The 24,468-nt window shown below is 70.0% G+C and carries 22 protein-coding genes and 1 tRNA gene; 18 read left to right on the plus strand and 5 right to left on the minus strand.

All coding sequences use genetic code 11. The features are described from left to right. Window positions 1-19: 19 nt before the first annotated feature. Window positions 20-1,552, minus strand: a complete 1,533-nt coding sequence (amaB, locus tag AC1PLR_RS09250) for an L-piperidine-6-carboxylate dehydrogenase (protein ID WP_420009984.1) — start codon at window positions 1,550-1,552, stop codon at window positions 20-22. Between the two features lie 248 nt (window positions 1,553-1,800). Then, window positions 1,801-1,877, minus strand: a tRNA-Arg gene (locus tag AC1PLR_RS09255). Between the two features lie 352 nt (window positions 1,878-2,229). Between AC1PLR_RS09255 and AC1PLR_RS09260 the strand changes: the two genes are divergently transcribed. From AC1PLR_RS09260 to thrC, 4 genes are all read left to right on the plus strand, one after another. Beyond that, window positions 2,230-2,577 (plus strand): hypothetical protein, encoded by a 348-nt coding sequence (locus tag AC1PLR_RS09260; RefSeq protein ID WP_481103349.1) that lies wholly within the window; start codon window positions 2,230-2,232, stop codon window positions 2,575-2,577. A 462-nt stretch (window positions 2,578-3,039) separates the two neighbouring features. Continuing rightward, on the plus strand, window positions 3,040-5,565 hold the full coding sequence (thrA, locus tag AC1PLR_RS09265) for a bifunctional aspartate kinase/homoserine dehydrogenase I (RefSeq protein WP_481103350.1): 2,526 nt from the start codon (window positions 3,040-3,042) through the stop codon (window positions 5,563-5,565). A 5-nt stretch (window positions 5,566-5,570) separates the two neighbouring features. After that, entirely contained in the window at window positions 5,571-6,527 is a 957-nt protein-coding gene (locus AC1PLR_RS09270) for a homoserine kinase (protein WP_481103568.1), read from the plus strand. 695 nt (window positions 6,528-7,222) lie between these two features. Beyond that, window positions 7,223-8,524, plus strand: coding sequence for a threonine synthase (gene thrC, locus AC1PLR_RS09275; RefSeq protein WP_481103351.1), 1,302 nt, complete (start codon window positions 7,223-7,225; stop codon window positions 8,522-8,524). A 34-nt stretch (window positions 8,525-8,558) separates the two neighbouring features. Here the strand turns inward: thrC and AC1PLR_RS09280 are convergent, their stop codons facing one another. Both AC1PLR_RS09280 and AC1PLR_RS09285 read right to left on the minus strand, forming a co-directional pair. Then, window positions 8,559-8,873, minus strand: a complete 315-nt coding sequence (locus tag AC1PLR_RS09280; RefSeq protein WP_010340756.1) for a hypothetical protein — start codon at window positions 8,871-8,873, stop codon at window positions 8,559-8,561. Between the two features lie 302 nt (window positions 8,874-9,175). Beyond that, window positions 9,176-9,931 (minus strand): Crp/Fnr family transcriptional regulator, encoded by a 756-nt coding sequence (locus AC1PLR_RS09285; protein WP_481103352.1) that lies wholly within the window; start codon window positions 9,929-9,931, stop codon window positions 9,176-9,178. 111 nt (window positions 9,932-10,042) lie between these two features. On the opposite strand from AC1PLR_RS09285, the gene hisS reads away from it, so the two are divergent. After that, window positions 10,043-11,443 (plus strand): histidine--tRNA ligase, encoded by a 1,401-nt coding sequence (gene hisS, locus AC1PLR_RS09290; RefSeq protein ID WP_481103353.1) that lies wholly within the window; start codon window positions 10,043-10,045, stop codon window positions 11,441-11,443. Window positions 11,444-11,550: 107 nt separating this feature from the next. On the opposite strand, the gene AC1PLR_RS09295 is transcribed toward hisS, so the two are convergent. Then, a complete protein-coding gene (locus AC1PLR_RS09295) occupies window positions 11,551-12,768 on the minus strand; it encodes a thioredoxin domain-containing protein (protein WP_481103354.1) in 1,218 nt (405 codons plus the stop codon). A gap of 220 nt (window positions 12,769-12,988) precedes the next feature. Between AC1PLR_RS09295 and AC1PLR_RS09300 the strand changes: the two genes are divergently transcribed. From AC1PLR_RS09300 to AC1PLR_RS09360, 13 genes are all read left to right on the plus strand, one after another. Next, window positions 12,989-13,315, plus strand: a complete 327-nt coding sequence (locus AC1PLR_RS09300; RefSeq protein ID WP_209246625.1) for a YerC/YecD family TrpR-related protein — start codon at window positions 12,989-12,991, stop codon at window positions 13,313-13,315. Between the two features lie 9 nt (window positions 13,316-13,324). Then, window positions 13,325-14,239, plus strand: coding sequence for an ATP phosphoribosyltransferase (gene hisG, locus AC1PLR_RS09305; protein ID WP_010340765.1), 915 nt, complete (start codon window positions 13,325-13,327; stop codon window positions 14,237-14,239). Continuing rightward, entirely contained in the window at window positions 14,236-15,531 is a 1,296-nt protein-coding gene (gene hisD / locus AC1PLR_RS09310) for a histidinol dehydrogenase (protein ID WP_481103355.1), read from the plus strand. The genes hisG and hisD overlap by 4 nt, the downstream gene beginning before the upstream one ends. After that, window positions 15,528-16,628, plus strand: coding sequence for a histidinol-phosphate transaminase (hisC, locus tag AC1PLR_RS09315; RefSeq protein ID WP_481103356.1), 1,101 nt, complete (start codon window positions 15,528-15,530; stop codon window positions 16,626-16,628). Before hisD ends, hisC begins: the two co-directional genes overlap by 4 nt. Then, entirely contained in the window at window positions 16,625-17,698 is a 1,074-nt protein-coding gene (gene hisB, locus AC1PLR_RS09320) for a bifunctional histidinol-phosphatase/imidazoleglycerol-phosphate dehydratase HisB (RefSeq protein ID WP_267094027.1), read from the plus strand. The genes hisC and hisB overlap by 4 nt, the downstream gene beginning before the upstream one ends. 28 nt (window positions 17,699-17,726) lie before the next feature. After that, window positions 17,727-18,329 (plus strand): imidazole glycerol phosphate synthase subunit HisH, encoded by a 603-nt coding sequence (gene hisH / locus AC1PLR_RS09325; protein WP_481103357.1) that lies wholly within the window; start codon window positions 17,727-17,729, stop codon window positions 18,327-18,329. Further along, the gene (hisA, locus tag AC1PLR_RS09330) at window positions 18,326-19,060 is read left to right on the plus strand and encodes a 1-(5-phosphoribosyl)-5-[(5-phosphoribosylamino)methylideneamino]imidazole-4-carboxamide isomerase (protein WP_010340770.1); all 735 of its coding nucleotides are present in this window, start codon (window positions 18,326-18,328) and stop codon (window positions 19,058-19,060) included. Before hisH ends, hisA begins: the two co-directional genes overlap by 4 nt. Further along, entirely contained in the window at window positions 19,054-19,830 is a 777-nt protein-coding gene (hisF, locus tag AC1PLR_RS09335) for an imidazole glycerol phosphate synthase subunit HisF (RefSeq protein ID WP_010340771.1), read from the plus strand. Before hisA ends, hisF begins: the two co-directional genes overlap by 7 nt. Further along, the gene (gene hisIE, locus AC1PLR_RS09340) at window positions 19,820-20,443 is read left to right on the plus strand and encodes a bifunctional phosphoribosyl-AMP cyclohydrolase/phosphoribosyl-ATP diphosphatase HisIE (protein WP_481103358.1); all 624 of its coding nucleotides are present in this window, start codon (window positions 19,820-19,822) and stop codon (window positions 20,441-20,443) included. The genes hisF and hisIE overlap by 11 nt, the downstream gene beginning before the upstream one ends. A 274-nt stretch (window positions 20,444-20,717) precedes the next feature. After that, window positions 20,718-21,392, plus strand: a complete 675-nt coding sequence (locus AC1PLR_RS09345; RefSeq protein WP_481103359.1) for a GrpB family protein — start codon at window positions 20,718-20,720, stop codon at window positions 21,390-21,392. Between the two features lie 60 nt (window positions 21,393-21,452). Then, window positions 21,453-22,229 carry an ABC transporter permease gene (locus AC1PLR_RS09350; RefSeq protein ID WP_481103360.1) on the plus strand — a complete coding sequence of 259 codons (777 nt, stop codon included), beginning with the start codon at window positions 21,453-21,455 and terminating at the stop codon, window positions 22,227-22,229. Window positions 22,230-22,231: 2 nt separating this feature from the next. Further along, window positions 22,232-23,104: a nucleotidyltransferase family protein gene (locus tag AC1PLR_RS09355; protein WP_481103361.1), complete on the plus strand. Its 873-nt coding sequence runs from the start codon at window positions 22,232-22,234 to the stop codon at window positions 23,102-23,104. Window positions 23,105-23,115: 11 nt separating this feature from the next. Further along, window positions 23,116-24,396, plus strand: coding sequence for a hypothetical protein (locus AC1PLR_RS09360; RefSeq protein WP_481103362.1), 1,281 nt, complete (start codon window positions 23,116-23,118; stop codon window positions 24,394-24,396). The last annotated feature ends 72 nt before the right edge of the window (window positions 24,397-24,468 follow it).

Here is a 24,468-nt window from a genome sequence, read left to right on the forward strand (position 1 = left end):
GGCCGCCGCACTTACCGCGTCACAGATCGAACTTGATGCCCTGCGCCAGCGGCAGCGAATCGGAGTAGTTGATCGTGTTGGTCTGCCGGCGCATGTACACCTTCCACGCGTCCGAGCCGGACTCGCGGCCGCCGCCGGTGTCCTTCTCGCCGCCGAAGGCGCCGCCGATCTCGGCGCCGGAGGTGCCGATGTTGACGTTGGCGATGCCGCAGTCGCTGCCGGCCGCCGACAGGAACTTCTCCGCCGCCTTCAGGTTCTGGGTGAAGATCGACGAAGACAGGCCCTGCGGCACGCCGTTCTGCATGTCGATGGCCTCGTCCAGGGTGCTGTACTTCATCACGTACAGGATCGGCGCGAAGGTCTCGTGCTGCACCACCTCATCGCTGTTCTTCAGGCCGGTGACGATCGCCGGCAGCACGAAGTTGCCCGGGCGGTCCAGCGCGGTGCCGCCGGTCTCGACGGTGCCGCCGGCGGCCTTGGCCCTGGCGATCGAGTCCAGGAACTGCTCGACCGCGCCGCGGCTGTTCAGCGGGCCCATCAGGTTGGCCGGGTCGGTGGGGTCGCCGATCTTGCCTTCGACCTGCTTGTAGGCCTTGACCAGGGTCGCCAGCACGGTGTCGTAGATCGATTCGTGCACGATCAGGCGACGCGTGGTGGTGCAGCGCTGGCCGGCGGTGCCGACCGCGCCGAACACGATGCCGGGCACCGCCAGCTTCAGGTCGGCGCTCTCGTCGAGGATGATCGCGTTGTTGCCGCCCAGCTCCAGCAGACAGCGGCCCAGGCGGCGCGCGCACTTCTCGGCGACGACGCGGCCGACCTGGGTCGAGCCGGTGAAGCTGATCAGCGGGATGCGGGCGTCCTCGACCAGGCGCTCGGACAGCGCCACGCCGGCATCGTTGATCAGGAAGAAGATGTCCGGGAAGCCGGCATCGCGCAGCGCGTCGTTGCAGATCTTCATCGACGCGATGGCGGTCAGGGGGGTCTTGTTGGACGGCTTCCAGATGCAGATGTCGCCGCAGATCGCCGCCAGGAACGCGTTCCAGCTCCACACCGCGACCGGGAAGTTGAACGCACTGATGATGCCGACCAGGCCCAGCGGCTGGTACTGCTCGTACATGCGGTGGCCGGGGCGCTCCGAGTGCAGGGTGTAGCCGTACAGCATGCGGCTCTGGCCGACCGCGAAATCGGCGATGTCGATCATCTCCTGCACTTCGCCGTCGCCTTCCGGCTTGCTCTTGCCCATTTCCAGCGCGACCAGCGAGCCCAGCGCGTCCTTGTGCTTGCGCAGCGCCTCGCCGCACAGCCGCACCGCCTCGCCGCGGCGCGGGGCCGGGGTGGTGCGCCAGACCTTGAACGCGGCCTGGGCGCGGGCGATCACCGTCTCGTAGTCCTGCTCGGTGGTGGCCTGCACTTCGGCGATGATGGCGTTGCTCGACGGGTTCAGCGGCTGCAGTACGCCGGCGCCGGTGGCGCTGGACCACTCGCCGTTGCCGAGATAGGTGCCGGAGTTGGTGGCGGCGAGGCCGAGCGCCTTGAGCAGGTCAGCGGACATGGAATCTCCTGGGTTCGTTGCGACAGGGAAGGCGACCGCAGGCGGGGGACGCGGGACGCGCAGCCGGTAATTTTAGCAGACCGGACGCAGCCGGCCGCCGCCGCTGCCGGGCTGGGTGCGCTGTGAGCGCAAAAGCCCGCCGGCGCGCCGTCGTGGCGGCTGCGCCACGTGTTTCGGCAAGCAAAGAGGAAGGGCCGAGGGGAGGGGCGCTGCCGGCACGCGCGCCGCTGCCGCCGACATGAACGAAATGGTGACCCCGGCGCGATTCGAACGCACGACCTGTCCCTTAGGAGGGGACCGCTCTATCCAGCTGAGCTACGGGGCCATTGGCCTGCCGGGAATTCTACGACGCTGAATCGCGCGTTGTCGCCCCGGCCTGCAATAACGTCCTCTACACCTTGTGCCGACGCGGCCTGAGCATCGCCCTGCGTAGGCTGCGTACGTCCGCCACTGCGGCGTCCCGACGGCTCGCTTTGCGATCCCGGGTTGCCGCAGCGGCGACGGACGAGGACGGAGTCGCATCCGCCGCGTCCGCTACAAGCGTCCCGTCCGCACTGCCTGCGGCGGGGCGATCGCCGCCGCGCATCGGCGGTTCTGGTCGCCTCGGGCTGGCGTGACCGCCGGTTGTCCGGTATGCCCGCAGCGATTCCCACCCCTATGCGAAGCAGGAGTCACAGATGAAAACAGCGATGAAGATGGTCCTGGTCGGTTCGATGCTGGTCGCCCTGGCGGCATGTAAGCGCGATGGCGATCACCCGGCCAATGATCCGAATGCGGCCAACCCGCCGGCTGCGGCCGACGGCAGCCCGGCAGGCGGCAGCACCGCCCCGGCCGGCAGCACGGCCCCGGCGGGCAGCACCAGTGGCGACGCCAGCGGCACCGCGACCGGCACCACCGGCACCGATGCCGGCCAGGGCACGATGCAGGGGCAGGACGGCACGTCGCCGACCACGCCGCAGGACCCGGCCAACCCGGATCCGCAGCAGCCGCCGCAGACGCCGCCTGCTGATCAGAAACAGCAGTAAGGCTTGCGCAAGCGCGCGGCGCCACGGGCGTCGCGCGCTTGGTCGGTGCGCATCGTTCGGTCGGGTCGCATCGTCAGTTTCCGCATGTCTGCTTGCCATGCAATCCGGCGCAACACCGGGTTTTTCAGGCTTGGGCGATAGTCACTTTTGCAACCGTCTTGTACGGCCGGCTCGTCGATGCTGCGGTTGCACACGCGGCGCTTGACAGCGCCCCGGCGCATGATGTCCTCTTGCGTCCATGCCTCTGGTCCACGCCCTCGTCGCTCCCTCGCTTCCGCGTTCGCTTCGGCACGCGGCTGCGGTTGCTGCGGGCATTACCACCGGTATTACCACCCTCACCATTCGCCCGGTGCGGCCCGTCGTCTTCGTCTGATCGTCGAACACCACGGCCCCGCACCCGGATCAGGATGCGGGGGACACCCTCGGCCTGATGCGAGCGGGGCCTCCACTCCGAGGTCTCCCATGTCGTCCCCCGCCGTCGCTCCCGCTGTCGCCGTTCCGCCCGATTCCGCCGTCGACCCCGCGCTCGCCGCCGCCACCGTCGTGCACAAGTTCGGCGGCACTTCGGTGGCCGATGCCGAACGTTACCGCCATGTCGCGCAACTGCTGCTGGCGCGCCCGGAGCGGCTCCAGGTCACCGTCGTCTCGGCGATGAAGGGCGTCACCGATGCCTTGATCGGCCTGGCCGAGCTGGCGGCGCGCGGCCACGGCGACTGGCGCGAGCGCTGGCACGAGACCCGCGCCCGCCATCGCGCCGCCGCCGTGGCGCTGCTCGGCGAGCACGCCGGCGCCACGGTGGAATGGCTGGACGCGCGCTTCGAGCACCTGGCGGAGATCCTCGCCGCACTGGCGGTGATCGGCGAGCTGCCGCGGGAAGTGCTGGATCGCGTGCAGGGCCTGGGCGAGGTGTATTCGGCGCAACTGCTGGGCGACCACCTGCGGGCGCTGGGCGAGGACTGCGCGGTGCTGGACGCGCGCGAGGTGCTGGTGGTCGACCGCGGCGAGCTGGGCGTGGATGTGGACTGGGAGGCGAGCGCGCAGCGCCTGGCGCAGTGGCGCGCGCAGCATCCGCAGCAGCGCATCGTGGTCACCGGCTTCGTCGCCCGCGACCGCGCCGGCCGCATCACCACGCTCGGCCGCAACGGCAGCGACTACTCCGGCGCGATCTTCGCCGCCTTGTTCGAGGCAGCGGAACTGCACATCTGGACCGACGTCGACGGCGTGCTCTCGGCCGACCCGCGGGTGGTGCCCGAAGCGGTGCAATTGGAAACGCTCAGCTACGACGAAGCCTGCGAGCTGGCGTACTTCGGCGCCAAGGTGGTGCATCCGCAGACCATGTCGCCGGCGATCGAGCGCGGCCTGCCGATCATCATCCGCAACACCTTCCAGCCCGAACACCCGGGCACCCGGATCACCGCCAGCAGCGCCACCAGCGGCCCAATCAAGGGCCTGACCCTGAGCCCGGACCTGGCCGTGCTGAATCTGGAAGGCACCGGCCTGATCGGCGTGCCCGGCACCGCCGAACGCGTGTTCGCCGCGCTGCGCAATGCGCGGGTGTCGGTGGTGATGATCTCGCAGGGTTCTTCCGAACATTCCATCTGCTGCGTGGTGCGGCAGAACGAGGCCGAGCGCGCGCGCGATGCGGTGCTCTCGGCCTTCGCCCACGAACTGGTGGTGGGCCAGGTGCAGCGCGTGCAACTGACCACCGGCATCAGCGTGCTGGCCGCGGTCGGCGACGGCATGGCCGGCCAGCCCGGCGTGGCCGCGCGCCTGTTCGAATCGCTGGGCCGCGCCCAGGTCAACATCCTGGCGATCGCGCAGGGCTCGTCCGAGCGCAACATCTCCGTGGCCATCGACAGCGCGCACGCGACCAAGGCGCTGCGCGCCGCGCATGCCGGCTTCTGGCTGTCGCCGCAGACCTTCTCGGTCGGCGTGATCGGCCCGGGCAACGTCGGTGCCGCGCTGCTGGACCAGTTGCGTGCGGCGCAGCCGCAGTTGCTGGCCAAGGCCAACCTGGACCTGCGCCTGCGCGCGGTCGCCTCGCGCAGCACGATGCGCCTGGAGCCGCGTGCCTTCGCCGGCGACTGGCGGCAGGCATTGGCCGCCGGGCAGCAGCCGACCGATCTGGACGCGTTCACCGCGCACCTGTTGTCGGCGCACCTGCCGCATGCGGTGATCATCGACTGCAGTGGCAGCGCCGACGTCGCCGACCGCTATGCCGGCTGGCTGGCCGCCGGCATCCACGTGGTGACCCCGAACAAACAGGCCGGCGCCGGGCCGCTGCCGCGCTTCCACGCGATCCGCGCCGCGGCCGCGGCCAGCGGCGCGCGTTTCCGCTACGAGGCCACGGTCGGCGCCGGCCTGCCGGTGATCACCACCTTGCGCGACCTGGTCGATACCGGCGACGCCGTCACCGCGATCGAAGGCATCTTCTCCGGCACCCTGGCCTGGCTGTTCAACAAGTACGACGGCAGCGTGCCGTTCGCGCAGCTGGTGGCCGAGGCGCGCGGCATGGGCTACACCGAGCCGGACCCGCGCGACGACCTGTCCGGCACCGACGTGGCGCGCAAACTCGTCATCCTGGCGCGCGAGGCCGGGCACGAGTTGAGCCTGGAGGACGTGGCAGTGGAAAGCCTGGTGCCGGAGGCGCTGCGGCAGGCCAGCGTGGACGATTTCATGGCGCGCCTGCACGAAGTCGATGCCGTCTTCGCGCAGCGCCTGCAGGCGGCCAAGGCGCGCGGCTGCGTGCTGCGCTATGTGGCGCGGCTGGCGCCTGGCCATGCGCCCAGCGTGGGCTTGGTGGAACTGCCGGCCGACCATGCCTTCGCCAACCTGCGCCTGACCGATAACGTGGTGCAGTTCACCACCCGCCGCTACTGCGCCAATCCGCTGGTGGTGCAGGGCCCGGGCGCCGGCCCGGAGGTGACCGCCGCCGGCGTGTTCGCCGACCTGCTGCGGGTGGCGGCGGGCGAGGGCGCGCGCCTGTGAGCCGGATGCAAACGCTGCCGGCTCACACCGTTGGCACGGTCGCGCCGACGCAGGCCCGCGCGTTCGCGCCGGCCTCGGTGGCCAACGTGGCAGTGGGGTTCGACCTGCTGGGCTACGCGGTGGAGGGTGTCGGCGACACGGTGACGGTGCGCCGCATCGATGCGCCCGAGGTGCGCATCGCGGCGATCCGCGGCACCACCGTGGCCTTGCCGCTGGAGGCCGCGCGCAACACCGCCGGCGCGGCCCTGATGTCGCTGCGCGAGGCCTTGGCGCTGCCGTTCGGCTTCGAACTGGAGATCGACAAGGGCATTCCGCTCAGCTCCGGCATGGGCGGCTCGGCCGCCTCGTGCGTGGCCGCGCTGGTGGCGGCCAATGCCTTGCTGCCCGAGCCGCTATCGCGCGATGCACTGTATCGCTACGCGCTGGACGGCGAGGCGGTGGCCAGCGGCAGCCGCCACGGTGACAACCTCGGTCCGATGCTGCTGGGCGGGCTGGTGCTGTCGACCCTGGAGCGGCTGGTGCCGGTGCCGGTGCCGAGCGGGTGGCACAGCCTGCTGGTGCACCCCGACGCGACGTTGGAGACGCGCCATGCGCGCGCAGCGCTGGTGGGCGACTACAAGCTGAGCGAGTTCGTGGCGCAGAGCGCGAACCTGGCGTTGGTGCTGGCGGGTTGCCATGCAGGCGACGAGTCCTTGGTGCGTGCTGGCTTGCATGACGTGCTGATCGAGCCGCGCCGCGCGCCGCTGATCGTCGGCTTCGACGCGGCCAAGGCGGCGGCGCTGGCGGCGGGGGCCATGGGCGCGGGCATTTCCGGCGCCGGTCCCAGCGTGTTCGCCTGGTTCGCCAGCCGCGCCGAGGCGGAGGCGGCGGCACCGGCGGTGCAGGCGGCTTTCGCGGCTGCGGGCTTCGGCAGCCAGCATTGGGTTTCGCCGCTGCAGTGTGCGGGCGCGATGTTGCTGTAGCCACTTATTGGAGCGGTGCGTTGTCGGCGCCGCTGTTGTTAGTGTCGTTGCTGTTGCTGTTGCTGTCGCTGTTGCTTTGGTCGTTGCTTTGCCGTTGCTGTTGCCGTACCGGGTTCCCTTCCGAAGCGGCGGCCATCGTGGGGAAACACCCGAAGGGCGGCGCACATGGATGTGCGCCGTCCGCGGCAGGGGCAGGATGCCCCTTCCGCGGATCCCCGCGATGGACGCGGACCCGGAGCGCGCAGCGCGGAGGGCGCGAGGCAAGGCGCGCTTTCTTTTGGTTACCTTTTCTTTGCGCGAGCAAAGAAAAGTAACTCGCCCGCAAGGGCGAAAGCTTTGCTTCTGCTGTTGTCGTTGCTGCGGTTGGAAGCTTGAAAGCAACAGCAAAGGCTTTCGCCTGGCGGCGAGTCACTTTTCTTTGCTTGTGCAAAGAAAAGTAACCAAAAGAAAGCACACCCCGCAGCGCGCCCTCCGCGCTACGCGCTCCGGGTCCGCAGCCATGACGGGCATTTTTCGACGGCACATCCATGTGCCGGCGAAAAACGACGCGCATCCTGCGCGTCGCCCTTCGGGTATTCGCCCGCCGCGGCTGCCGCGCCGAGGGGACCCCGGGTGAAGCAGAACAGCAACAGCCAAAGCAACAGCAACAACTTAGAACGACAAAGCGACCGAATACCTCTGCTAATGGAACCACCATGAACTTCATCTCCACCCGTAACGCCGCACCCCCCGTCTCGCTCAGCCAGGCCATCGCCGCCGGCCTCGCGCCCGATGGCGGCCTGTACGTGCCCGAGCGCATGCCCGCCGCCCGCGACCTGCGTGCCGGCGCCAGCCTCGCCGAGACCGCCGCGGACCTGCTGGCGCCGTTCTTCGACGGCGACGCCCTGGCCACGGAACTGCCGGCCATCTGCGCCGAAGCCTTCGACTTCGCCGCACCGCTGCAGCCGCTGGCCACGCCCGGCGACCATGCATTGGAGCTGTTCCATGGCCCGACCGCGGCCTTCAAGGACTTTGGCGCGCGCTTCCTGGCCGCCTGCCTGGCCCGGCTGCGGCGCGGTGCGGCGACGCCGCTGACCATCCTCGTCGCCACGTCGGGCGACACCGGTGCCGCGGTCGCGGCCGCGTTCCATCGCCAGCCCGGGCTGCGCGTGGTGGTGCTGTATCCGGACGGGCGCGTGTCGCCGCGGCAGGCGCATCAACTCGGCTGCTTTGGCGACAACATCCACGCCTTGCGCGTTGCCGGCTCCTTCGACGACTGCCAGGCGCTGGTCAAGCAAGCCCTGAACGATGCCGAGCTGCAGGCGCAGGCGCCGTTGAGTTCGGCCAACAGCATCAGCCTGGGGCGCTTGCTGCCGCAGATGAGCTATTACGCGCACGCAGCGCTGCAGCACCACGCCGCGCACGCGCAGCCGCTGAACATGGTGGTGCCCACCGGCAACCTGGGCAATGCGCTGGCCGCGATCCTGGCGCGGGCGCTGGGCGTGCCACTTGGCCGGATCGTGCTGGCGACCAACGCCAACCGCGTGCTGCCGGACTTCTTCGCCGGTGCCGACTACACGCCGCAGCCCAGCGTGGCGACGCTGGCCAATGCGATGGACGTCGGCGCGCCGAGCAACGTCGAGCGCCTGCGCTGGCTGTACCAGGGCGACGACGCCACGCTGCGCACGCAGTTCCAGGCGTACTCGGTGGACGATGCGCAGATCCGTCAGACCATCGGCGAGCGCTTCCGCCGCTACGGCGAGGTGCATTGCCCGCATACCGCCACCGCGCTGCACGTGCTGCAGCAACTGCGTGCCGAGGGGGCCGAGGCCGACGCCGGCGACTGGGCGGTGGCGGCCACTGCGCATCCGGCCAAGTTCGAAGGGGTGGTGGAGCCTCTGATCGGGCAGCCGGTGCCGGTACCGACGGCCCTGGCGGCGTTGCTGCAGCGGCCGGCGCAGGCCGAGTCGATCGCGCCGGACTACGCGGCCTTGCGCGCGCGGCTGCTCGCCGGCTGAGCGGTGCGCAGACGGCGCCTGCGCACGTGGTGGCTCAGTCGGACGGCTGCAGCCGCTGCCAGGCGGCCAGGACGATGCCGCGCACCTGCAGCCAGTCCAGGCGCGAGCGCGGGTGGTCGCGCAGGAACACGTCGCGCAGCTGCGCGACCACGTCCTCCACGCGCTGGCCGTGGTACTTGAGGTAGGCGTCGTAGGCCAGCTTCAGCGCCGGCTCGTAGTCGTGGAACGTGTAACCGGGCTGATGGAAGGGGCTGTGTACGAACTGCGCCTTCCAGAACTCCAGTTCGCGCTCGCGGTCCAGCATCACGCAGGCGCGCGAGGCGTGTTGCATCTCGATGGCGACGGCCATACAGGCCCTCCGAGTGGTTCCCCCCACCGGCACCGCGGCGGCGCCGCAGGTGTGTTGCGGCGCAAGTCTATGTCCGGACGCGACGCATGCCGTGACGAATGACTGAAGCGTTCAGAAGACGGGGCGTGGTCCCCCGCGGCGGCGGCCTGCAGGACGTAGCGCGAATCGTTGCGGCCACGCGCAGATGTCTATCCACAACCGGTGTGGAGCGATACTCCGAAATCCTGTGGATAAGTGGCGGCGTGCCGCGCCGCATCAGCGACGTGTCCGGCCTGGCGAAAAAATCGCCAGCCGCGATCCGCTCAGTCTTCGTCCGACGCCAGTCGGTGCAGCGCGGCGAAGTCGCGGATCTCGACCACATGCAGCTGCGGCAAGGCGATCAGGCCCTGCTGGCGCAGCTTGGTGAAGGTACGGCTGACCGTCTCCATGGTCAGGCCGAGATGGTCGGCGATGTCGCCGCGGCCCATCGGCAGCACCACCTTGTTGCCGGCATCGCCCTGGCGCGCGGCGCGGGCGGCGAGCTTGAGCAGGAAATCGGCCAGCTTCTCGGCCGGCTGCAGCCGCGCCAGCGCCAGCGCCGCGTCCTGCGCCGCGTCCAGTTCCAGGCAGGCGCGCTGCAGCAGCTTGCGCTCCAGGTGCGGAAACTGGATGCGCAACTGCTGCATCTGCGCCACCGGCACCCGGCACACCCGGCTGTCGGCGATGGCTTCGATGTCGTGGCGATGCCGGGCCGATTCGCTCAGGCCCACGTAGTCGCCGGGCAGGACGAAACCGGCCACCTGGCGACGGCCGTCGGCGAGGGTGCGAACCAGGCGCAGCGCGCCGGCGGTGACGGTATAGACGGCCTGGCGCGCCTCGCCGGTGCGCGCCAGGGTGGCGCCGGCGGAGTAGGTCAGCGAGGTGGTGACCCGTTCCAGCGCCTGCACCTCGTCGCAGGCCAGCGCCGAGCAGATCGCCAGGTGGCGGACCGCGCAATGCAGGCATTCGTTGCCGTGCGGCGCGCGCGGGGCGGCCGGTTCGGCATAGGGCAGGGCGAATCCGGAAGGAGGCCTGTTCATGGGCGTGGCAGCGGCTTCGGCACCCGCGAATGATACGCCGATGCGGTCGGGCGTGGCCGGTGCGGCTAGAATTGGCATCCCGCTCGCCCCCGAATCGCAGGAGTTCCGCACGTGATCAAGCCCCGTACGCCGCCCGGCATCATGGAATTGCTGCCGCGCGAGCAGATCGCGTTCCAGCGCATGCTGGACGTCATCCGCCGCAATTACGAGCGGTTCGGGTTCCTGCCGGTGGAGACGCCGGTGTTCGAGCTGTCCGACGTGCTGCTGACCAAGTCCGGCGGCGAGACCGAGCGCCAGGTGTACTTCGTGCAGTCCACCGGCGCGCTGGCCAATGCCGCGGCCGAGGGCGCCGAGGGCGGGCTGCCGGAACTGGCGCTGCGCTTCGACCTGACCGTGCCGCTGGCCCGCTACGTGGCCGAGCACGAGCACGAACTGAGCTTCCCGTTCCGCCGCTACCAGATGCAGCGCGTGTACCGCGGCGAGCGCGCCCAGCGCGGCCGTTTCCGCGAGTTCTACCAGTGCGACATCGACGTGATCGGCAAGGACGCGCTGAGCATCCGCTACGACGCCGAGGTGCTGGCGGTGATCCACGCGGTGTTCGCCGAACTGGGCATCGGCGATTTCGCCGTGCAGTTGAACAACCGCAAGCTGATGCGCGGCTTCTTCGAGAGCCTGGGCGTGGCCGAGGGCGAGCGCCAGCTCGCGGTGCTGCGCGAGGTCGACAAGCTGGACAAGCGCGGCGCCGACTACGTGCGCGAGACGCTCGCCGGCGAGGGCTTCGGCATTCCCGCCGAGCAGGTGCAGCGCATTCTCGACTTCGTCGCGGTGCGCTCCAGCGGCCATGCCGATGCGCTGGCGCGGCTGCAGGCGCTGGAGGCCGACGCCGCCTCCAGCGCGATCCTGCGCGAGGGCGTGGCCGAACTGCGCGAGGTGCTGGCCCTGGTCAAGGCGCTGGGCGTGCCGGAGACCGCGTACTGCCTGAACTTCTCCATCGCCCGCGGCCTGGACTACTACACCGGCACCGTCTACGAGACCCTGCTGACCGACTACCCGCAGATCGGCTCGATCTGCTCGGGCGGCCGCTACGAGGACCTGGCCAGCCACTACAGCAAGTCCAAGCTGCCGGGCGTGGGCATCTCCATCGGCCTGACCCGCCTGTTCTGGCAGTTGCGCGAGGCCGGGCTGATCGACGGCATCGCCTCCAGCAGCGTGCAGGCGATGGTGGCGCTGATGGACGAGGCCAAGCTCGATGACGCGCTGGACATCGCGCGGCGGCTGCGCGCCGGCGGCATCAATACCGAAGTGCAGATGGAGCCGAAGAAGATCGGCAAGCAGTTCCAGTACGCGGCCCGCGCCGGCATCCGCTTCGTGGTGCTGGCCGGCGACGACGAACTGGCGCGTAGCGTGGTCGCGGTCAAGGACCTGCTGCGCGAGCAGCAGTTCGAGGTCGCCCGCGACGAGCTGGCCAGCACGCTGCAGGTGGAATTGGAGCAGGCCAAGGTGATGGCCTGAGTCTGGTGGCGACGGCCGCCGCGCTCTGCAGGGTTCTCGTAGGAGCAGCTTCAGCCGCGACCAGCATGGCCGGTAAACCCGGCCGTGGCTGATCCCCCAGGGGCGGGCTACAGCAGGCCCGCACCCTGCAGCATCGCCTTCAGCGCACGCCGCTGCGCGGCGTCGTCCGCCGGCCAGCCCTGCAACTGCGCGACGACCTTGCCGTTGCGCACCAGGAAGAACGTCGGCATGCGCCATTCGCGCGGCAACAGCGGCCATTCCTCCACGTCGTAGAGCGGATGCAGCGGCGTCTGCGGCTGTGCCTGGTTCCAGGCGCGCAGTGCCTCCAGGTCCTCGCTGCCGGGCGGCAGGGTCAGCCACAGCGCATGGCGGCCGAACGCCGGGCCCAGTTCGGGATCGGCGGCAATGGCGCGCGCGGCGTCGGCGGCGAAATGGCAGCCGGCGGTGACCAGGAGTTGGGTCGGCCCCAGATCGATGCGCCGCCGGTGCAAGGTGCGGCCATCGGCGTCCAGCGACCACAGCGTCGGCCCCTGCGCCGACGCGCCCAGGCGGTCCTCGAAGCGCAGCCAATGCGGCCAGTCGGCGCTGCCGCCATTGGCCAGCAGGCGGCGTGCGTCGTCCACACGATGCGCGAGCAGTAGCGCGTTGCCGGCGTCGTCCACCTGCGCCGCGCTGGCCTGGCCGCGGTGCCGCAACTGCGCCAACACCTGCAGTTGCGTGTCCAGTCCCGCCGGGGTGGGGCGCAGCGCGTAGGTCGCGACGACGGCCCGATACAGAAGGTCCAGCGCGGTATCGTCCGATTGCGCGAGGGCCGCCGGGTCGAATGCTTCGGGCAGGGCGCTGCGCACTGCGGGCCAGGGATCGCGTCCAGTGCGGCCGAGGCTGTCCAGATTCCGGTTGTAGACGTTGTAGCGACGCTCGAGGTCGCCGATCGGGGCGGCGGGATCGTGGGCACGCGGCTGCGTCGCCCAGTGCGGCAAGCTCTCGGCGTAGCGCTCGGCGCCGAACAGGGCCAGCAGTGCGCGACCCTGTTCGCGGGTGAGCTGCGGCAGATCCTGCGTATCGAATCCGCCCAGGCCGTCGCGGCCGAACACCAGGCCGTCGAGAAAGCGCTGGCGGGCGCCGGGCGTGAAGGCGTCCAGGGGCGTGGCCTGGCCGGCGTGGGCGCGCAGGTAGGCCTGGAGCTGGGCGGTGGAGCGGATCGGCAGTCCTGGCGCAGTGGCCGCGGTGTCGCCGCTTGCGGCTCCCTGGACGGGAGGCAGCGGCTGCGCCAGCGCCTGCGTCGCCAGGCACAGGGCAAGAGCGGCAAAACACGCATGGCGCATGCGGCATTCCAGAGGAGGCAGCGGTCATGCCGATGCTCCTAGCGGCTGCCGGGTACTCCTTCCATGCGCTGCCGGCGGCGTCTGCGCGCAGCGTGAGGCCGGATCGCGGCAACGCGCACGGCGCCAGAACGCGCAACAGGATGGCCCGGAGGCTGAACGCCCAGGTCGCTGCGATCCGCGCAAGCTTGACCTTGTAATAGCGTGCTATTACATTAGCGCAATGAAACAACGTCCCGCCCCTGCAGCAGACCGCGATGGCGACGCCTCGTTCAAGGCGTTGGCGCGTACCCTGGCCCAGCTCGGCAAGCCGCAGGAAGTGGCGGCGTTCCTGCAGGACCTGTGCACGCCGGCCGAGCTGGAGGCGATGGCGGACCGCTGGCGGGTGGTGCCGCTGCTGCTCAAGGGCGTGCCGTACCGCGAGATCCACGACCTGACCCAGGTCAGCGTCACCACCATCGGCCGTGTCGCACGGACCCTGGAATACGGCGCCGGCGGCTATGCCGCGGCGCTGCGCCGGCAGACGGCGCGCCCCTCCGATTCCCACTGAGATGTCCTGATGAGTGCTTCCCTGGCAGCACCGGCCCGCGACCGGCTGCGTATCGCGATCCAGAAAAGCGGCCGCCTGGCCGAGCCGGCCCGCGCGGTGCTGGCCGCCTGCGGGCTGAGCTGGCGCGAGAGCCGCGACAAGCTGTTCTGCTACGGCGAATCCCTGCCGGTGGACCTGCTGCTGGTGCGCGACGACGACATTCCCGGCCTGATCGCCGACGGCGTGTGCGACTTCGGCATCGTCGGCCGCAACGAACTCGACGAGCAGGCCGGCGAGCGCCGCCGCAACGGCTTGCCGGAGGCCTATCGCGCCCTGCGCGGGCTGAACTTCGGCCAGTGCCGGCTGATGCTGGCAGTGCCGGAGAGCTGGGAGTGGAGTGGCCCGCAGCAGGTGCAGGGGTTGCGCATCGCCACCAGTTACCCGGCGGTGCTGGCCGACTGGCTGGACGCGCGCGGCATCGCCGCGCAGGTGGTGGAACTGTCCGGCTCGGTGGAGATCGCGCCGCGCCTGGGCACCGCCGACCTGATCTGCGATCTGGTCTCCAGCGGCGCCACCCTGGCCGCCAACCAGCTCAAGCCGGTGGAGACGCTGCTGGAGAGCGAGGCGGTGCTGGCCGGCCCGGTCCGCGAACCGGCCGACGCCCGCGCGGGCCTGGCGGCGATGCTGCTGCGCCGGCTCGACGGCGTGCTCAAGCTGCGCGACAGCAAGCTGCTGATGTTCCGCGCCGCGCGCGAACGCGTCGCCGACCTGGCGCGGCTGCTGCCCGATGCCGAACCGCTGGTGCAACTGCCCGGCGACGCCGACGGCCCGCTGCAACTGCAGACCATGTGCCACGGCGCGATCACCTGGCAACGCATGGAGGAACTGGAGCGCGCGGGCGCGCAGGGGTTGATGGTCTTGACGGTGGAGCGGTCGCTGGCATGAATCGATTGGAATGGAGCGCGCTCGACGCGCAGGAGCGCACCCAGGCGCTGACCCGGCCGGCGCAGCGCGTCGCCGACCAGACCCGCAGCGCCGTGGCGCAGGTGCTGGACGCGGTGCGCAGCCGCGGCGACGTCGCGTTGCGCGAGCTCACCGCGCGCTTCGACGGGGTGGTGCTGGAGACGCTCGAAGTGAGCGCCGAGGAGTTTGCCGCTGCCGAAGCGGCGGTGCCGGCGCCGCTGCGCGGGGCGATGGCCGAGGCGGCGGCGCGGATCGACACCTTCCATCGTGCGGGCATGGCGCAGCCGTACGCGGTCGAGACCGCGCCGGGCGTGGTCTGCGAGCGCGTGGTCCGGCCAATCGGGCGGGTCGGCCTGTACGTGCCGGCCGGCAGCGCACCGCTGCCGTCGACCGCGCTGATGCTGTGCGTGCCGGCGGCACTGGCCGGCTGCCGCGAGGTGGTGCTGTGCACGCCGCCGCGCGCCGACGGCTCGGCCGACCCGGCGGTGCTGGTCGCGGCGACGCTGTGCGGGGTCGACCGGGTGTTCAAGCTCGGCGGCGCCCAGGCCATCGCGGCGATGGGCTTCGGCACCGAGACCGTGCCGTCCTGCGACAAGCTGTTCGGCCCCGGCAACAGCTATGTCACCGAGGCCAAGCAGCAAATCGCGCAGGCCGGCGCGGCGGCGATCGACATGCCGGCCGGTCCGTCCGAGGTGCTGGTGATCGCCGACGCCGGCGCCGATGCCGCCTTCGTGGCCGCCGACCTGCTGTCGCAGGCCGAGCACGGTCCCGATTCGCAGGTGCTGCTGCTGTCCGACAGTGCCGCGTTGATCGAGGCGGTGGAGAACGAACTGGAGCGGCAGCTGGCGACGCTGCCGCGCGCGGCGATCGCCCGGCAGGCGCTGAACGCGTCGCGGTTGATCCGCGTCGACACCCTGGAGGACGCCTTCGCCATCAGCAACCGCTACGCCCCGGAACATCTGATCCTGGCGCTGCGCGCGCCGCGCGACTGGCTGGACCGCGTCGAGGCCGCCGGCTCGGTATTCCTCGGCGACTACACCCCCGAGGCGCTGGGCGACTATTGCAGCGGCACCAACCACGTGCTGCCGACCAGCGGCGCGGCGCGCGCCTACAGCGGCGTGAGCGTGGCCAGCTTCCAGAATTTCGTCAGCGTGCAGAGCGCCAGCGCTGCCGGCATCGCCACGATCGGCGGCTGCGCGGTGCTGATGGCGCGTGCCGAGGGCCTGGACGCGCACGCCAATGCGGTGGCGCTGCGCATGGAGAAGGCGGCATGAGCGCGGCCTCCGACGCGCGCGCCGTGCTGGCGCTGGTCCGCCCGGACCTGCGCGACTTCGCCGGCTACTCGTCCGCACGCAGCAGCGCGCTGCAGGGCGACATCTGGCTCAATGCCAACGAGTCGGCCTGGGCCAACGCCGCCGATGGCGACGCCGCCAATCGCCGCTATCCCGACCCGCAGCCGCCGGCGCTGCGCGCCGCCCTGGCGCAGCTGTACGCCTGCGCCCCGGAACAGGTGCTGCTCGGCCGCGGCAGCGACGAGGCCATCGACCTGCTGCTGCGCGCCCTGTGCGAGCCGGGCCGCGACGCCATCGTCATCACCCCGCCGGTATTCGGCATGTACGCGGTCTGCGCGCGGCTGCAGAACGCGCGCGTGGTCGAGGTACCGCTGCGCGATACCGCCGAGGGTCTGCTGACCGATGTGGACGCGGTGGTGGACGCCGCGCTGAGTCAGATGGCCAAGCTGGTGTTCCTGTGTTCGCCGGGCAACCCCGGCGGCGCGGCGATCGCACTGGCCGACATCGCCCGCGCTGCAGAGCGCCTGCAGGGCCGTGCGGTGCTGGTGGTGGACGAAGCCTATGGCGAGTTCTCCGACGAAGCCTCGGCAACGACCTTGCTCGCGCGTCACGCCAACCTGGCGGTGCTGCGCACGCTGTCCAAGGCCCACGCGCTGGCGGCAGCGCGGATCGGTTGCGTGATCGCCGATCCAGCGCTGATCGCGGTGCTGCGGCGCTGCCAGGCGCCGTATCCGATTCCGGCGCCGTGCACGCAACTGGCGCTGGCCGCGCTGCAGCCCGAACCGCTGCGGCAGACCGCGGCGCGGGTGCAGGAGGTGCGTGCCGAGCGCACGCGCATGCAGGCGGCGCTGGCGGCGCTGCCCGGCGTGCGTCAGGTGTATCCGTCGCAGGGCAATTTCCTGCTGCTGCGCTTCGACGACGCCGAGGGCGCGTTCCAGGCGCTGCTGGCGGCAGGCGTGGTGGTACGCGACCAGCGCGCCGCGCCCGGCCTGGGCGACGCACTGCGCATCACCCTGGGAACGTCGGCGCAGAACCAGCGCGTGCTCGGCGCGCTGCAGGCGTGGAGGGCCGCGGCATGACCCCGATCCTGTTCGTTGACCGCGACGGCACCCTGATCGAGGAGCCGGCCGATTTCCAGATCGACGCCTACGAGAAGCTGCGCTTCGTGCAGGGCGTGATCCCGGCGATGCTCAAGCTGCGCGACGCAGGCTACCAGTTCGTCATCGTCACCAACCAGGACGGTCTGGGCAGCGAGGCCTATCCGCAGGCCGCCTTCGACGGCCCCAACGACCTGATGCTGCAGATCTTCGCCAGCCAGGGCATCGTGTTCCGCGAGGTGCTGGTCGACCGCAGCTGGCCGGCCGACAATGCGCCCACGCGCAAGCCCGGCATCGGCCTGATGCTGCCGTACCTGCAGGACCGCAGCATCGACTGGGCGCGCTCGGCGATGGTCGGCGACCGTATCACCGACATCCAGTTCGCCGAGAACCTGCGCATCCGCGGCTTCCAGTTGCGCACCGCGCAGTTCGGCGGCGAGTGGGACTGGGCCGGCATCGCCCACGAGCTGGCCGATGCGCCGCGGCGTGCGCGGGTGCAGCGCGACACCAAGGAAACCCGCATCGCGGTGGAACTGGACCTGGACCTGGCGCGCGACCCGCACTGCGCCACCGGCCTGCCGTTCTTCGACCACATGCTCGAGCAGATCGGCAAGCACGGCGGCTTCGCCCTGGACGTGCGCGCCGAGGGCGACCTGCACATCGACGAACACCACACCATCGAGGACACCGGCCTGGCGCTGGGCCAGGCGCTGCGCCAGGCCTTGGGCGACAAACGCGGCATCGGCCGCTACGGCTTCACCCTGCCGATGGACGAGACCCTGGCCAGCGCCGCGTTGGATTTCAGCGGGCGTCCGTACTTCGTGTTCGAAGGCGAGTTCAAGCGCGAGCGGGTCGGCGACATGCCCACCGAACTGGTGCCGCACTTCTTCCGCTCGCTGTGCGACGCGGCAGGGCTGAACCTGCACCTGAGTGTGCGCGGCGACAACGACCATCACAAGGTCGAGGCCTGCTTCAAGGCGCTGGCGCGCGCCTTGCGCCAGGCGCTGAAGCGCGAGGGTGCGGCGCTGCCGTCGACCAAGGGGGTATTGTGATGCGCGCGGGTTTCGCAGGGAGCGTGCGATGAGCGATGTCGCCCTGATCGATGCCGGCGGCGCCAACCTTGGTTCGGTGCGTTACGCGCTCGAACGCCTCGGCGTGGAAGCCCGGCTGGTGCGCGACGCCGCCGGACTGCAAGGCGCGGACCGGGTGATATTGCCGGGTGTCGGCGCCGCGCCGCACGCGATGGCGCGGCTGCGCGAGCAAGGACTGATCGAGCCATTGCGCGCGCTACAGGTGCCGCTGATCGGCATCTGCCTGGGCATGCAATTGCTGTTCGAGCGCTCAGAGGAGGGCGATGTCGACTGCCTGGGCCTGTTGACCGGCGTGGTCCGGCGCATGCCGCCGGCGCTGGGCATCCGCGTGCCGCACATGGGCTGGAACCGGCTGTTGCCGCTGCGGGCGTCGTCGCTGCTGGCGGGTGTGCCGGACGGTGCCAGCGCCTACTTCGTGCACGGCTATGCCGCACCGGTCACAGGCGACACTGTTGCCGCCTGCGATCATGGCGGCCTGTTCACCGCGGTGGTGCAGCATGGTCGCCGCTGCGGCGCGCAATTCCATCCCGAGCGCTCGGCCGACACCGGCGCGCGCATCCTGCGCAACTTCCTCGAGACCGATTTCCCATGAGCTTCGTCGTCTATCCCGCCCTGGACATCCGCGACGGCCGCGTGGTGCGGCTGGCGCAGGGCGACTACGCCCGCGAGACCCACTACGGCGACGATCCGCTGCGCCGCGCGCAGGCCTTCGCCGAGGCCGGCGCGCAGTGGATGCACCTGGTCGACCTGGATGCGGCCCGCGCCGGCGGCTACACCCTGGCGCCGCTGCTGCAGCGGATCCGCAGCGAGACCGGGCTGCAGGTGCAGACCGGCGGCGGCGTGCGCTCGCGTGCCGACGTGCAGCGCCTGCTCGAGGCCGGCGCCAGCCGCGTGGTGATCGGCTCCCTGGCGGTGCGCGATCGCGAATCGGTGCTGGAATGGCTGGCCGAGTTCGGTCCCGAGCGCATCACCGTGGCGCTGGACAGCCGCCAGGACGCGCACGGCGTCTGGCGCCTACCGGTGCACGGCTGGACCGAGACCTCGTCGCTGAGCCTGGATACGCTGGCCGGCGAGTACGCCGCGGCCGGGCTGGTGCATCTGCTGTGCACCGACATCGCCCGCGACGGCATGCTGTCCGGGCCGAATCTGGCCTTGTACGCGCACCTGCGGCAACTCGCGCCGACGCTGGCGGTGCAGGCCTCCGGCGGCATCCGCGACGCCGCCGACGTGCGCGGCGCGCGCGAGGCCGGCTGCGCCGGCGCGGTGCTCGGCAAGGCCTTGCTGGAAGGGCGGCTGCGCCTGGACGAGGCACTGGCATGCTGAGCCGGCGCATCATCCCCTGCCTGGACGTGCGCGAAGGGCGCGTGGTCAAGGGCGTCAAGTTCCGCGACCACGTGGACATGGGCGATATCGCCGAGCTGGCGTTGCGCTACCGCGACCAGGGTGCCGACGAACTGGTGTTCTACGACATCGGCGCCAGCCCGGAAGGACGCTCGGTGGACTACGCCTGGGTCGAGAAGGTGGCGCGGTTGCTGGACATCCCGTTCTGCGTGGCCGGCGGCATCCGCGACGTCGCCACTGCGCGCGCGGTGCTGCACGCCGGCGCCGACAAGATCTCGATCAATTCGCCGGCACTGGAGCGGCCGGCGCTGATCGCCGAGCTGGCCGAGGCGTTCGGCGTGCAGTGTGTGGTGGTCGGCATCGATTCGATCCGCGAGGACGACGGCCAGTGGCGCGTGCGCCGCTTCACCGGCGACCCCAGCAAGACCCAGGCACTGCGCGTGCGCACCCTGGACTGGGTAGTGGAGGCGCAGCGACTGGGCGCCGGCGAGATCGTGCTCAACTGCATGGACAACGATGGCGTGCGCCGCGGCTACGACATCGCGCAACTGCACGAGGTGCGCGCCCTGTGCAAGGTGCCGCTGGTGGCCTCCGGCGGCGCGGGCGAGATGCAGCACTTCGCCGACGTGTTCGAGCGTGCCGACGTCGACGGCGCGCTGGCCGCCAGCGTCTTCCACAGCGGCGCGATCCCCATTCCCGAACTCAAGCGCTTCCTGCGCCAACGACAGATCGAGGTGCGCGATGGCGCATGAACATTCCCACGATGCGGAGGTCGCCGACGCGGCGCTGGATTGGGGCAAGGGCGATGGCCTGCTGCCGGTGGTGGTGCAGGACGCAGCGACCCTGCGCGTGCTGATGCTGGGCTACATGAACCAGGAAGCGCTGTCGGCCACGCGCCGCAGCGGCCAGGTCACCTTCTACAGCCGCAGCAAGCAGCGGTTGTGGACCAAGGGCGAAAGCTCCGGCCATGTCCTGGACGTGGTGGCGATCGACACCGATTGCGATCGCGACACCTTGCTGGTGCTGGCGCATCCGCGCGGGCCGACCTGCCACCTCGGCCGCGACAGTTGCTTCCCGCAGGCGCCCGGCCAGTTCCTGGGCGCGCTCGACCGCCTGGTCGCGCAGCGCGAGCGCGAGCGGCCGGCCGGCAGCTACACAACGCAGCTGTTCGAGAAAGGTACGCGGCGCATCGCGCAGAAGGTGGGCGAGGAGGGCGTGGAGACTGCGCTGGCCGGCGTCGCCCAGGGCGACGAGGAACTGCTCGGCGAGTCCGCCGATCTGCTCTACCACCTGACCGTGCTGCTGCGCGCGCGCGGCCTGGGCCTGGCCGACGCGGTGGCGGTGCTGGAAGCGCGGCACCGGTAGTCCAGGCGACGCCGCGTCGGGCGTCGCCCATCTTGTCCACATCGCAGCCGCCTTGCCGGTCTGATGTCGCTTGACAACCCGCATGCCTTTGACAAGCATGCGGACACGCGCGAATGCGCTGCCAAGATGGCAGCAACCACGCGGATGTTCAGGCCACGAACCGCGTTCGCGGCGATCAACTGGCGTGCAATGGAGATGCAATGGGAAGTCGGCTGGATGCATCACGCCTCGCTGCGGGCACTGCGCTTTCTGCGCGGTCCGCCGGTGTGGGCCCATGAGCCCCGACACCCGGGATCTCGGGGGCGCCCTGCAACTGGCGCGCGTCATCAGGCGACTCAAGGCGCAGGTGCAGCCGGGCGAGTTGGGCGCGGAGACGGTCGAACACCTTGTGCGACGCTACGCGCGCGTGCGCCCGCCGGCGTTGACGCTGGACATGCAGAGCCACTACGACCCAAGCTGGCCGCGCGCATTCGAAGAGGAAAAGGAGCGGCTGCTGGACGCGTTCGCCGGAGAGGATGTGCTGGGTGTCGAGCATATCGGCAGCACGGCGATCCCGGACCTGCCGAGCAAGAACATCCTGGACATCGCGATGGCACGCGGTGCATCGCTGTCGGCCGAACGGCAGTCCGGCATATTGTCGGGACTCGGCTATCAGGCATATGGCGAAAGCCCGATCGATGCAGGATTCTCCTGGCATTGGCGCATCGGGCAGGCCGGCGATCGCGCGTTCGTGGTCCATACCTGTGCCGCCGACAATCCCCGATTCACCGACATCCGCAATTTCCGCGATTTCCTGCGTGCGTTTCCGCAAGAGCGGCAGCGCTATCTGGAGCTCAAGCAGGCGTTGGCGGCGGTGCCCGGCCAGACCTGGCTGGACTACAGCGTGTTCAAGAAAGTCCTCGTGGTGCGGATCACTGCACGCGCCAATGCGTGGCGCCAGGGGAGCTGACATGCCGGCATCCCTCCTGGAGGAATCCCGGCGTCATCTGCAGATGCGATTCGGTGCGGCATGAAGGCCTCGCACAGCCTGATCGCGCTGCAGGCCCTGTTTCGGCGCGAAATCGCGCACATGTTCCGCATGTGGGTGCAGACGCTGGTTCCGCCGCTGACGATGATGGCGCTGTACGTCCTGATCTTCGGCAAGTTGATCGGAACCCGGGTCGGAACCGTCGACGGCGTCAGCTACCTGCACTTCATCGCGCCGGGCCTGGTGATGATGTGCGTCATCACCAACAGCTACGCCAATGCGTCGAACGCGTTCTATTTCATCCGCTTCAATCGCGCGATCGAGGAACTGCTGGTGTCGCCCATGCACGACTGGACCATCCTGCTGGGCTATGTGGCCGCGGCGGTGGTGCGCGGCCTGCTCGTCGGGGGGCTGGTGTTGTTGATCGCAGTGCCGATGACCGCACTGCAGGTCGCGCACCCGTTCATCGTCTTTCTTTCGGCGCTTCTGGCGGCCACGATCTTTTCGCTGGTCGGCGTCATCGTCGCGATCTACGCGAAGAATTTCTACGACACGGCGCATGTGTCCACCTACGTGCTGACCCCGCTGTCCTATCTTGGCGGTGTGTTCTACCCGATCGGCCTGCTGGGCGAGCCCTGGCAGAGCATTGCGCGCATCAATCCATTGATGCACATGATCAGCGCGTTCCGCTATGGCGTGCTGGGTGCGGACACCGCAGCGAGCGTCGGCACCTCGCTTGTGGTCATGCTGACGTTCATTATAGGCTTGGGCGCTTTCGCGCTGACGTTGCTCGGCAGAGGTGTCGGCGTCAGATCCTGAGCATGGCGGTGAAGCATGCGCGGGACGCAGCGGTGACGATCGGCCATCAGGGCCAGGGAGCTCGCGACATGGACATCGGCGATGCCGCGCTTGCGCCTTGCTTGGTGGAAGCAGCACTCGATCAACCGGTGTATCGGGATGCCCGATACGACGTACGCGTGCGCGATCTTGTCGCCGTGTTGGGCCGTGCCGGCAAGCGTGTCTTCGTTGTCGGAGGTGCGCCACGCGACTGGCTGGCGGGTCTGCCGGGCAAGGACATCGACCTGGCGCTGGAGTGCGGCGTGGACGAGGCGCTGCGCCTGCTGTGCGACGCCTATCCCGATGCGGAGGCTGCGGTGCGCATGCGCAACGACCGCTTCGGCGTGGTGCGCTGGGGCGACCCCGCCTCAGGCGCGGTCGATCTCAACATCCTGCGCAGTTGGCGCGATATCCAGGGCAGCGACATGTGGACGACGACGTTCGTCGCGCGTTCGGATCTGGTCGAAGACGCGCTGATGCGCGATTTCTCGGTCAATGCGTTCTATTACGATTGCGCAAACCACGTGCTGCGCGATCCTCTGCGGTGCGGCATTCAGGATCTGCGCGAAAAATCCCTGCGGATCATCGCCCATCCGCACGTGCTGGCGGCGAGCTACCGGATGACCTTCCGCATTGCCCAGTTCCTCAGTCGCGGCTATTCGCCGACGCCGAACGTGCTCGAGTATCTGGAAAGCCATGCCGATCGCGACATCCAGGGCATGGGCGCGCGCATTCGTCGATGGACATCGGAGCAGCTGCGCGTGGAGCGCGATCAGCAGGCAGCGTTCAAGGGCATCCTCTATGCGCACGCCCGCCAGGCCGCCTCCATCGAGACCTTGGACGCCTTCTTCGGCTGAGGGATACCTGCATGCACGCATCCATCGCCACGATGCCGGCCCCGTTCCGGCGCGTCTTCCAAGCCGGGATGCGCGACGGCGACGGCCACCTGCTCGGTGGCACCGAAGTGCTGCATCTGGTGCCGCATCGAGGAAAGCTGTTTTCCCTGTTGTCCTATTCCCACAACCGCTACCTGCCAGGCGACCCTCCGGTCGGCGCCCAGGTCGCCATGCTGGATCGGGCCGACGGCGAATGGCGCCAGGTGCACGCCTACGACCGCGACTACTGGCGGGCAACGCTCAGGTCGGTGGCGTTTACCCAGGACGAACGCGGGAGAACGCTCGATGCGCCCGTCTCGCTGCTGCTCGCCGGGCCGTCCAACAACAAGGGCGCCGTGTATGTCGATTGCCTCGACGACGACACCGGGACGTGGGCGCGCACGCACCTGGGGAGCGAGTCGGGCCTGACCGCCGCGCGCAGCTTCTTCGTCCACCGCGACACGGTGACCGGGCAGGAGCGCGTCTTCGTCGGCACCTTGCCGCTCGGCATCTTCAGCGGCAGCTACGATCCGGACGCGCCAGGCAAGATCCGCTGGGACCGACAGGCCGAGCTAAGCGGCTACCGGCGCCGTGCCATGGCCTTCACCGAATGCGATGGGGTCCTGTACTGCAGCATCAGGCCGCACCTCTATCGGCGCATCGACGGCCCTGTGCCGCGATGGGAGAGCGTGCACACGATCGCCGAACCGCTGATCTTTCCGAGCTGCGGATATCGCGGGCTCATGGGCGTGCCGCATCCCTCGGGATCGGGGCAGGTGTTGCTGGCGGCGTTGGAAGGCGACCGTTGCCGCATCGTCCGGATCGATCCGCAGGATGACTTCAGGGAGACCCTCGAACTGGATGTCCTCGAGTTTCTGGGCGCGCACTGGGGAAAGCGCCCGGCCTTTGGCGTGGTCGCCTACGACGACTTCACGCCGGTGCGCGATCCCGCCAGCGGACAGACGTTGCTGCTCGCAGGCGTTGGCGCCAGCGACAGTGCCCGCGACGACGTCCATCCGCCCGACGGCTGGGCCCGCGACGCCTGGTATCTGATCCGCGATCCGGACGGGCAACGGCATACGCTCGCGCGGATCGAATCTGCGGATCTGGCGCCGTCCACGCCGCTTTTTGCCGCACGCAGCTTCGCGGCCTCGCCGTTCGAACCAGGAATGCTGTACGTGGGCGGCTACGATCCCAACGCGCAGCCGTGCCGAGACACCGCATGGGTATTTTCCGCATCGGTCGAGACCGTGCTCGCGCCGCGAACGCGGTGAGAACCCGCGCACTGCCGCGCCCGCATCGACGCCATCACTTGTCTACATTTTCGTGTCGCGGATGAAAGGTGC

Source organism: Xanthomonas sp. NCPPB 3570, assembly GCF_056725115.1.

What these genes read in the sequence shown, in the direction of transcription:
- amaB (WP_420009984.1), bottom strand. Translation starts at nt 1,552, where the DNA reads ATGTCCGCTGACCTGCTCAAGGCGCTCGGCCTCGCCGCCACCAACTCC.
- AC1PLR_RS09260 (WP_481103349.1), top strand. Translation starts at nt 2,230, where the DNA reads ATGAAAACAGCGATGAAGATGGTCCTGGTCGGTTCGATGCTGGTCGCC.
- thrA (WP_481103350.1), top strand. Translation starts at nt 3,040, where the DNA reads ATGTCGTCCCCCGCCGTCGCTCCCGCTGTCGCCGTTCCGCCCGATTCC.
- AC1PLR_RS09270 (WP_481103568.1), top strand. Translation starts at nt 5,571, where the DNA reads ATGCAAACGCTGCCGGCTCACACCGTTGGCACGGTCGCGCCGACGCAG.
- thrC (WP_481103351.1), top strand. Translation starts at nt 7,223, where the DNA reads ATGAACTTCATCTCCACCCGTAACGCCGCACCCCCCGTCTCGCTCAGC.
- AC1PLR_RS09280 (WP_010340756.1), bottom strand. Translation starts at nt 8,873, where the DNA reads ATGGCCGTCGCCATCGAGATGCAACACGCCTCGCGCGCCTGCGTGATG.
- AC1PLR_RS09285 (WP_481103352.1), bottom strand. Translation starts at nt 9,931, where the DNA reads ATGAACAGGCCTCCTTCCGGATTCGCCCTGCCCTATGCCGAACCGGCC.
- AC1PLR_RS09295 (WP_481103354.1), bottom strand. Translation starts at nt 12,768, where the DNA reads ATGCGCCATGCGTGTTTTGCCGCTCTTGCCCTGTGCCTGGCGACGCAG.
- AC1PLR_RS09300 (WP_209246625.1), top strand. Translation starts at nt 12,989, where the DNA reads ATGAAACAACGTCCCGCCCCTGCAGCAGACCGCGATGGCGACGCCTCG.
- hisG (WP_010340765.1), top strand. Translation starts at nt 13,325, where the DNA reads ATGAGTGCTTCCCTGGCAGCACCGGCCCGCGACCGGCTGCGTATCGCG.
- hisD (WP_481103355.1), top strand. Translation starts at nt 14,236, where the DNA reads ATGAATCGATTGGAATGGAGCGCGCTCGACGCGCAGGAGCGCACCCAG.
- hisC (WP_481103356.1), top strand. Translation starts at nt 15,528, where the DNA reads ATGAGCGCGGCCTCCGACGCGCGCGCCGTGCTGGCGCTGGTCCGCCCG.
- hisB (WP_267094027.1), top strand. Translation starts at nt 16,625, where the DNA reads ATGACCCCGATCCTGTTCGTTGACCGCGACGGCACCCTGATCGAGGAG.
- hisH (WP_481103357.1), top strand. Translation starts at nt 17,727, where the DNA reads ATGAGCGATGTCGCCCTGATCGATGCCGGCGGCGCCAACCTTGGTTCG.
- hisA (WP_010340770.1), top strand. Translation starts at nt 18,326, where the DNA reads ATGAGCTTCGTCGTCTATCCCGCCCTGGACATCCGCGACGGCCGCGTG.
- hisF (WP_010340771.1), top strand. Translation starts at nt 19,054, where the DNA reads ATGCTGAGCCGGCGCATCATCCCCTGCCTGGACGTGCGCGAAGGGCGC.
- hisIE (WP_481103358.1), top strand. Translation starts at nt 19,820, where the DNA reads ATGGCGCATGAACATTCCCACGATGCGGAGGTCGCCGACGCGGCGCTG.
- AC1PLR_RS09345 (WP_481103359.1), top strand. Translation starts at nt 20,718, where the DNA reads ATGAGCCCCGACACCCGGGATCTCGGGGGCGCCCTGCAACTGGCGCGC.
- AC1PLR_RS09350 (WP_481103360.1), top strand. Translation starts at nt 21,453, where the DNA reads ATGAAGGCCTCGCACAGCCTGATCGCGCTGCAGGCCCTGTTTCGGCGC.
- AC1PLR_RS09355 (WP_481103361.1), top strand. Translation starts at nt 22,232, where the DNA reads ATGGCGGTGAAGCATGCGCGGGACGCAGCGGTGACGATCGGCCATCAG.
- AC1PLR_RS09360 (WP_481103362.1), top strand. Translation starts at nt 23,116, where the DNA reads ATGCACGCATCCATCGCCACGATGCCGGCCCCGTTCCGGCGCGTCTTC.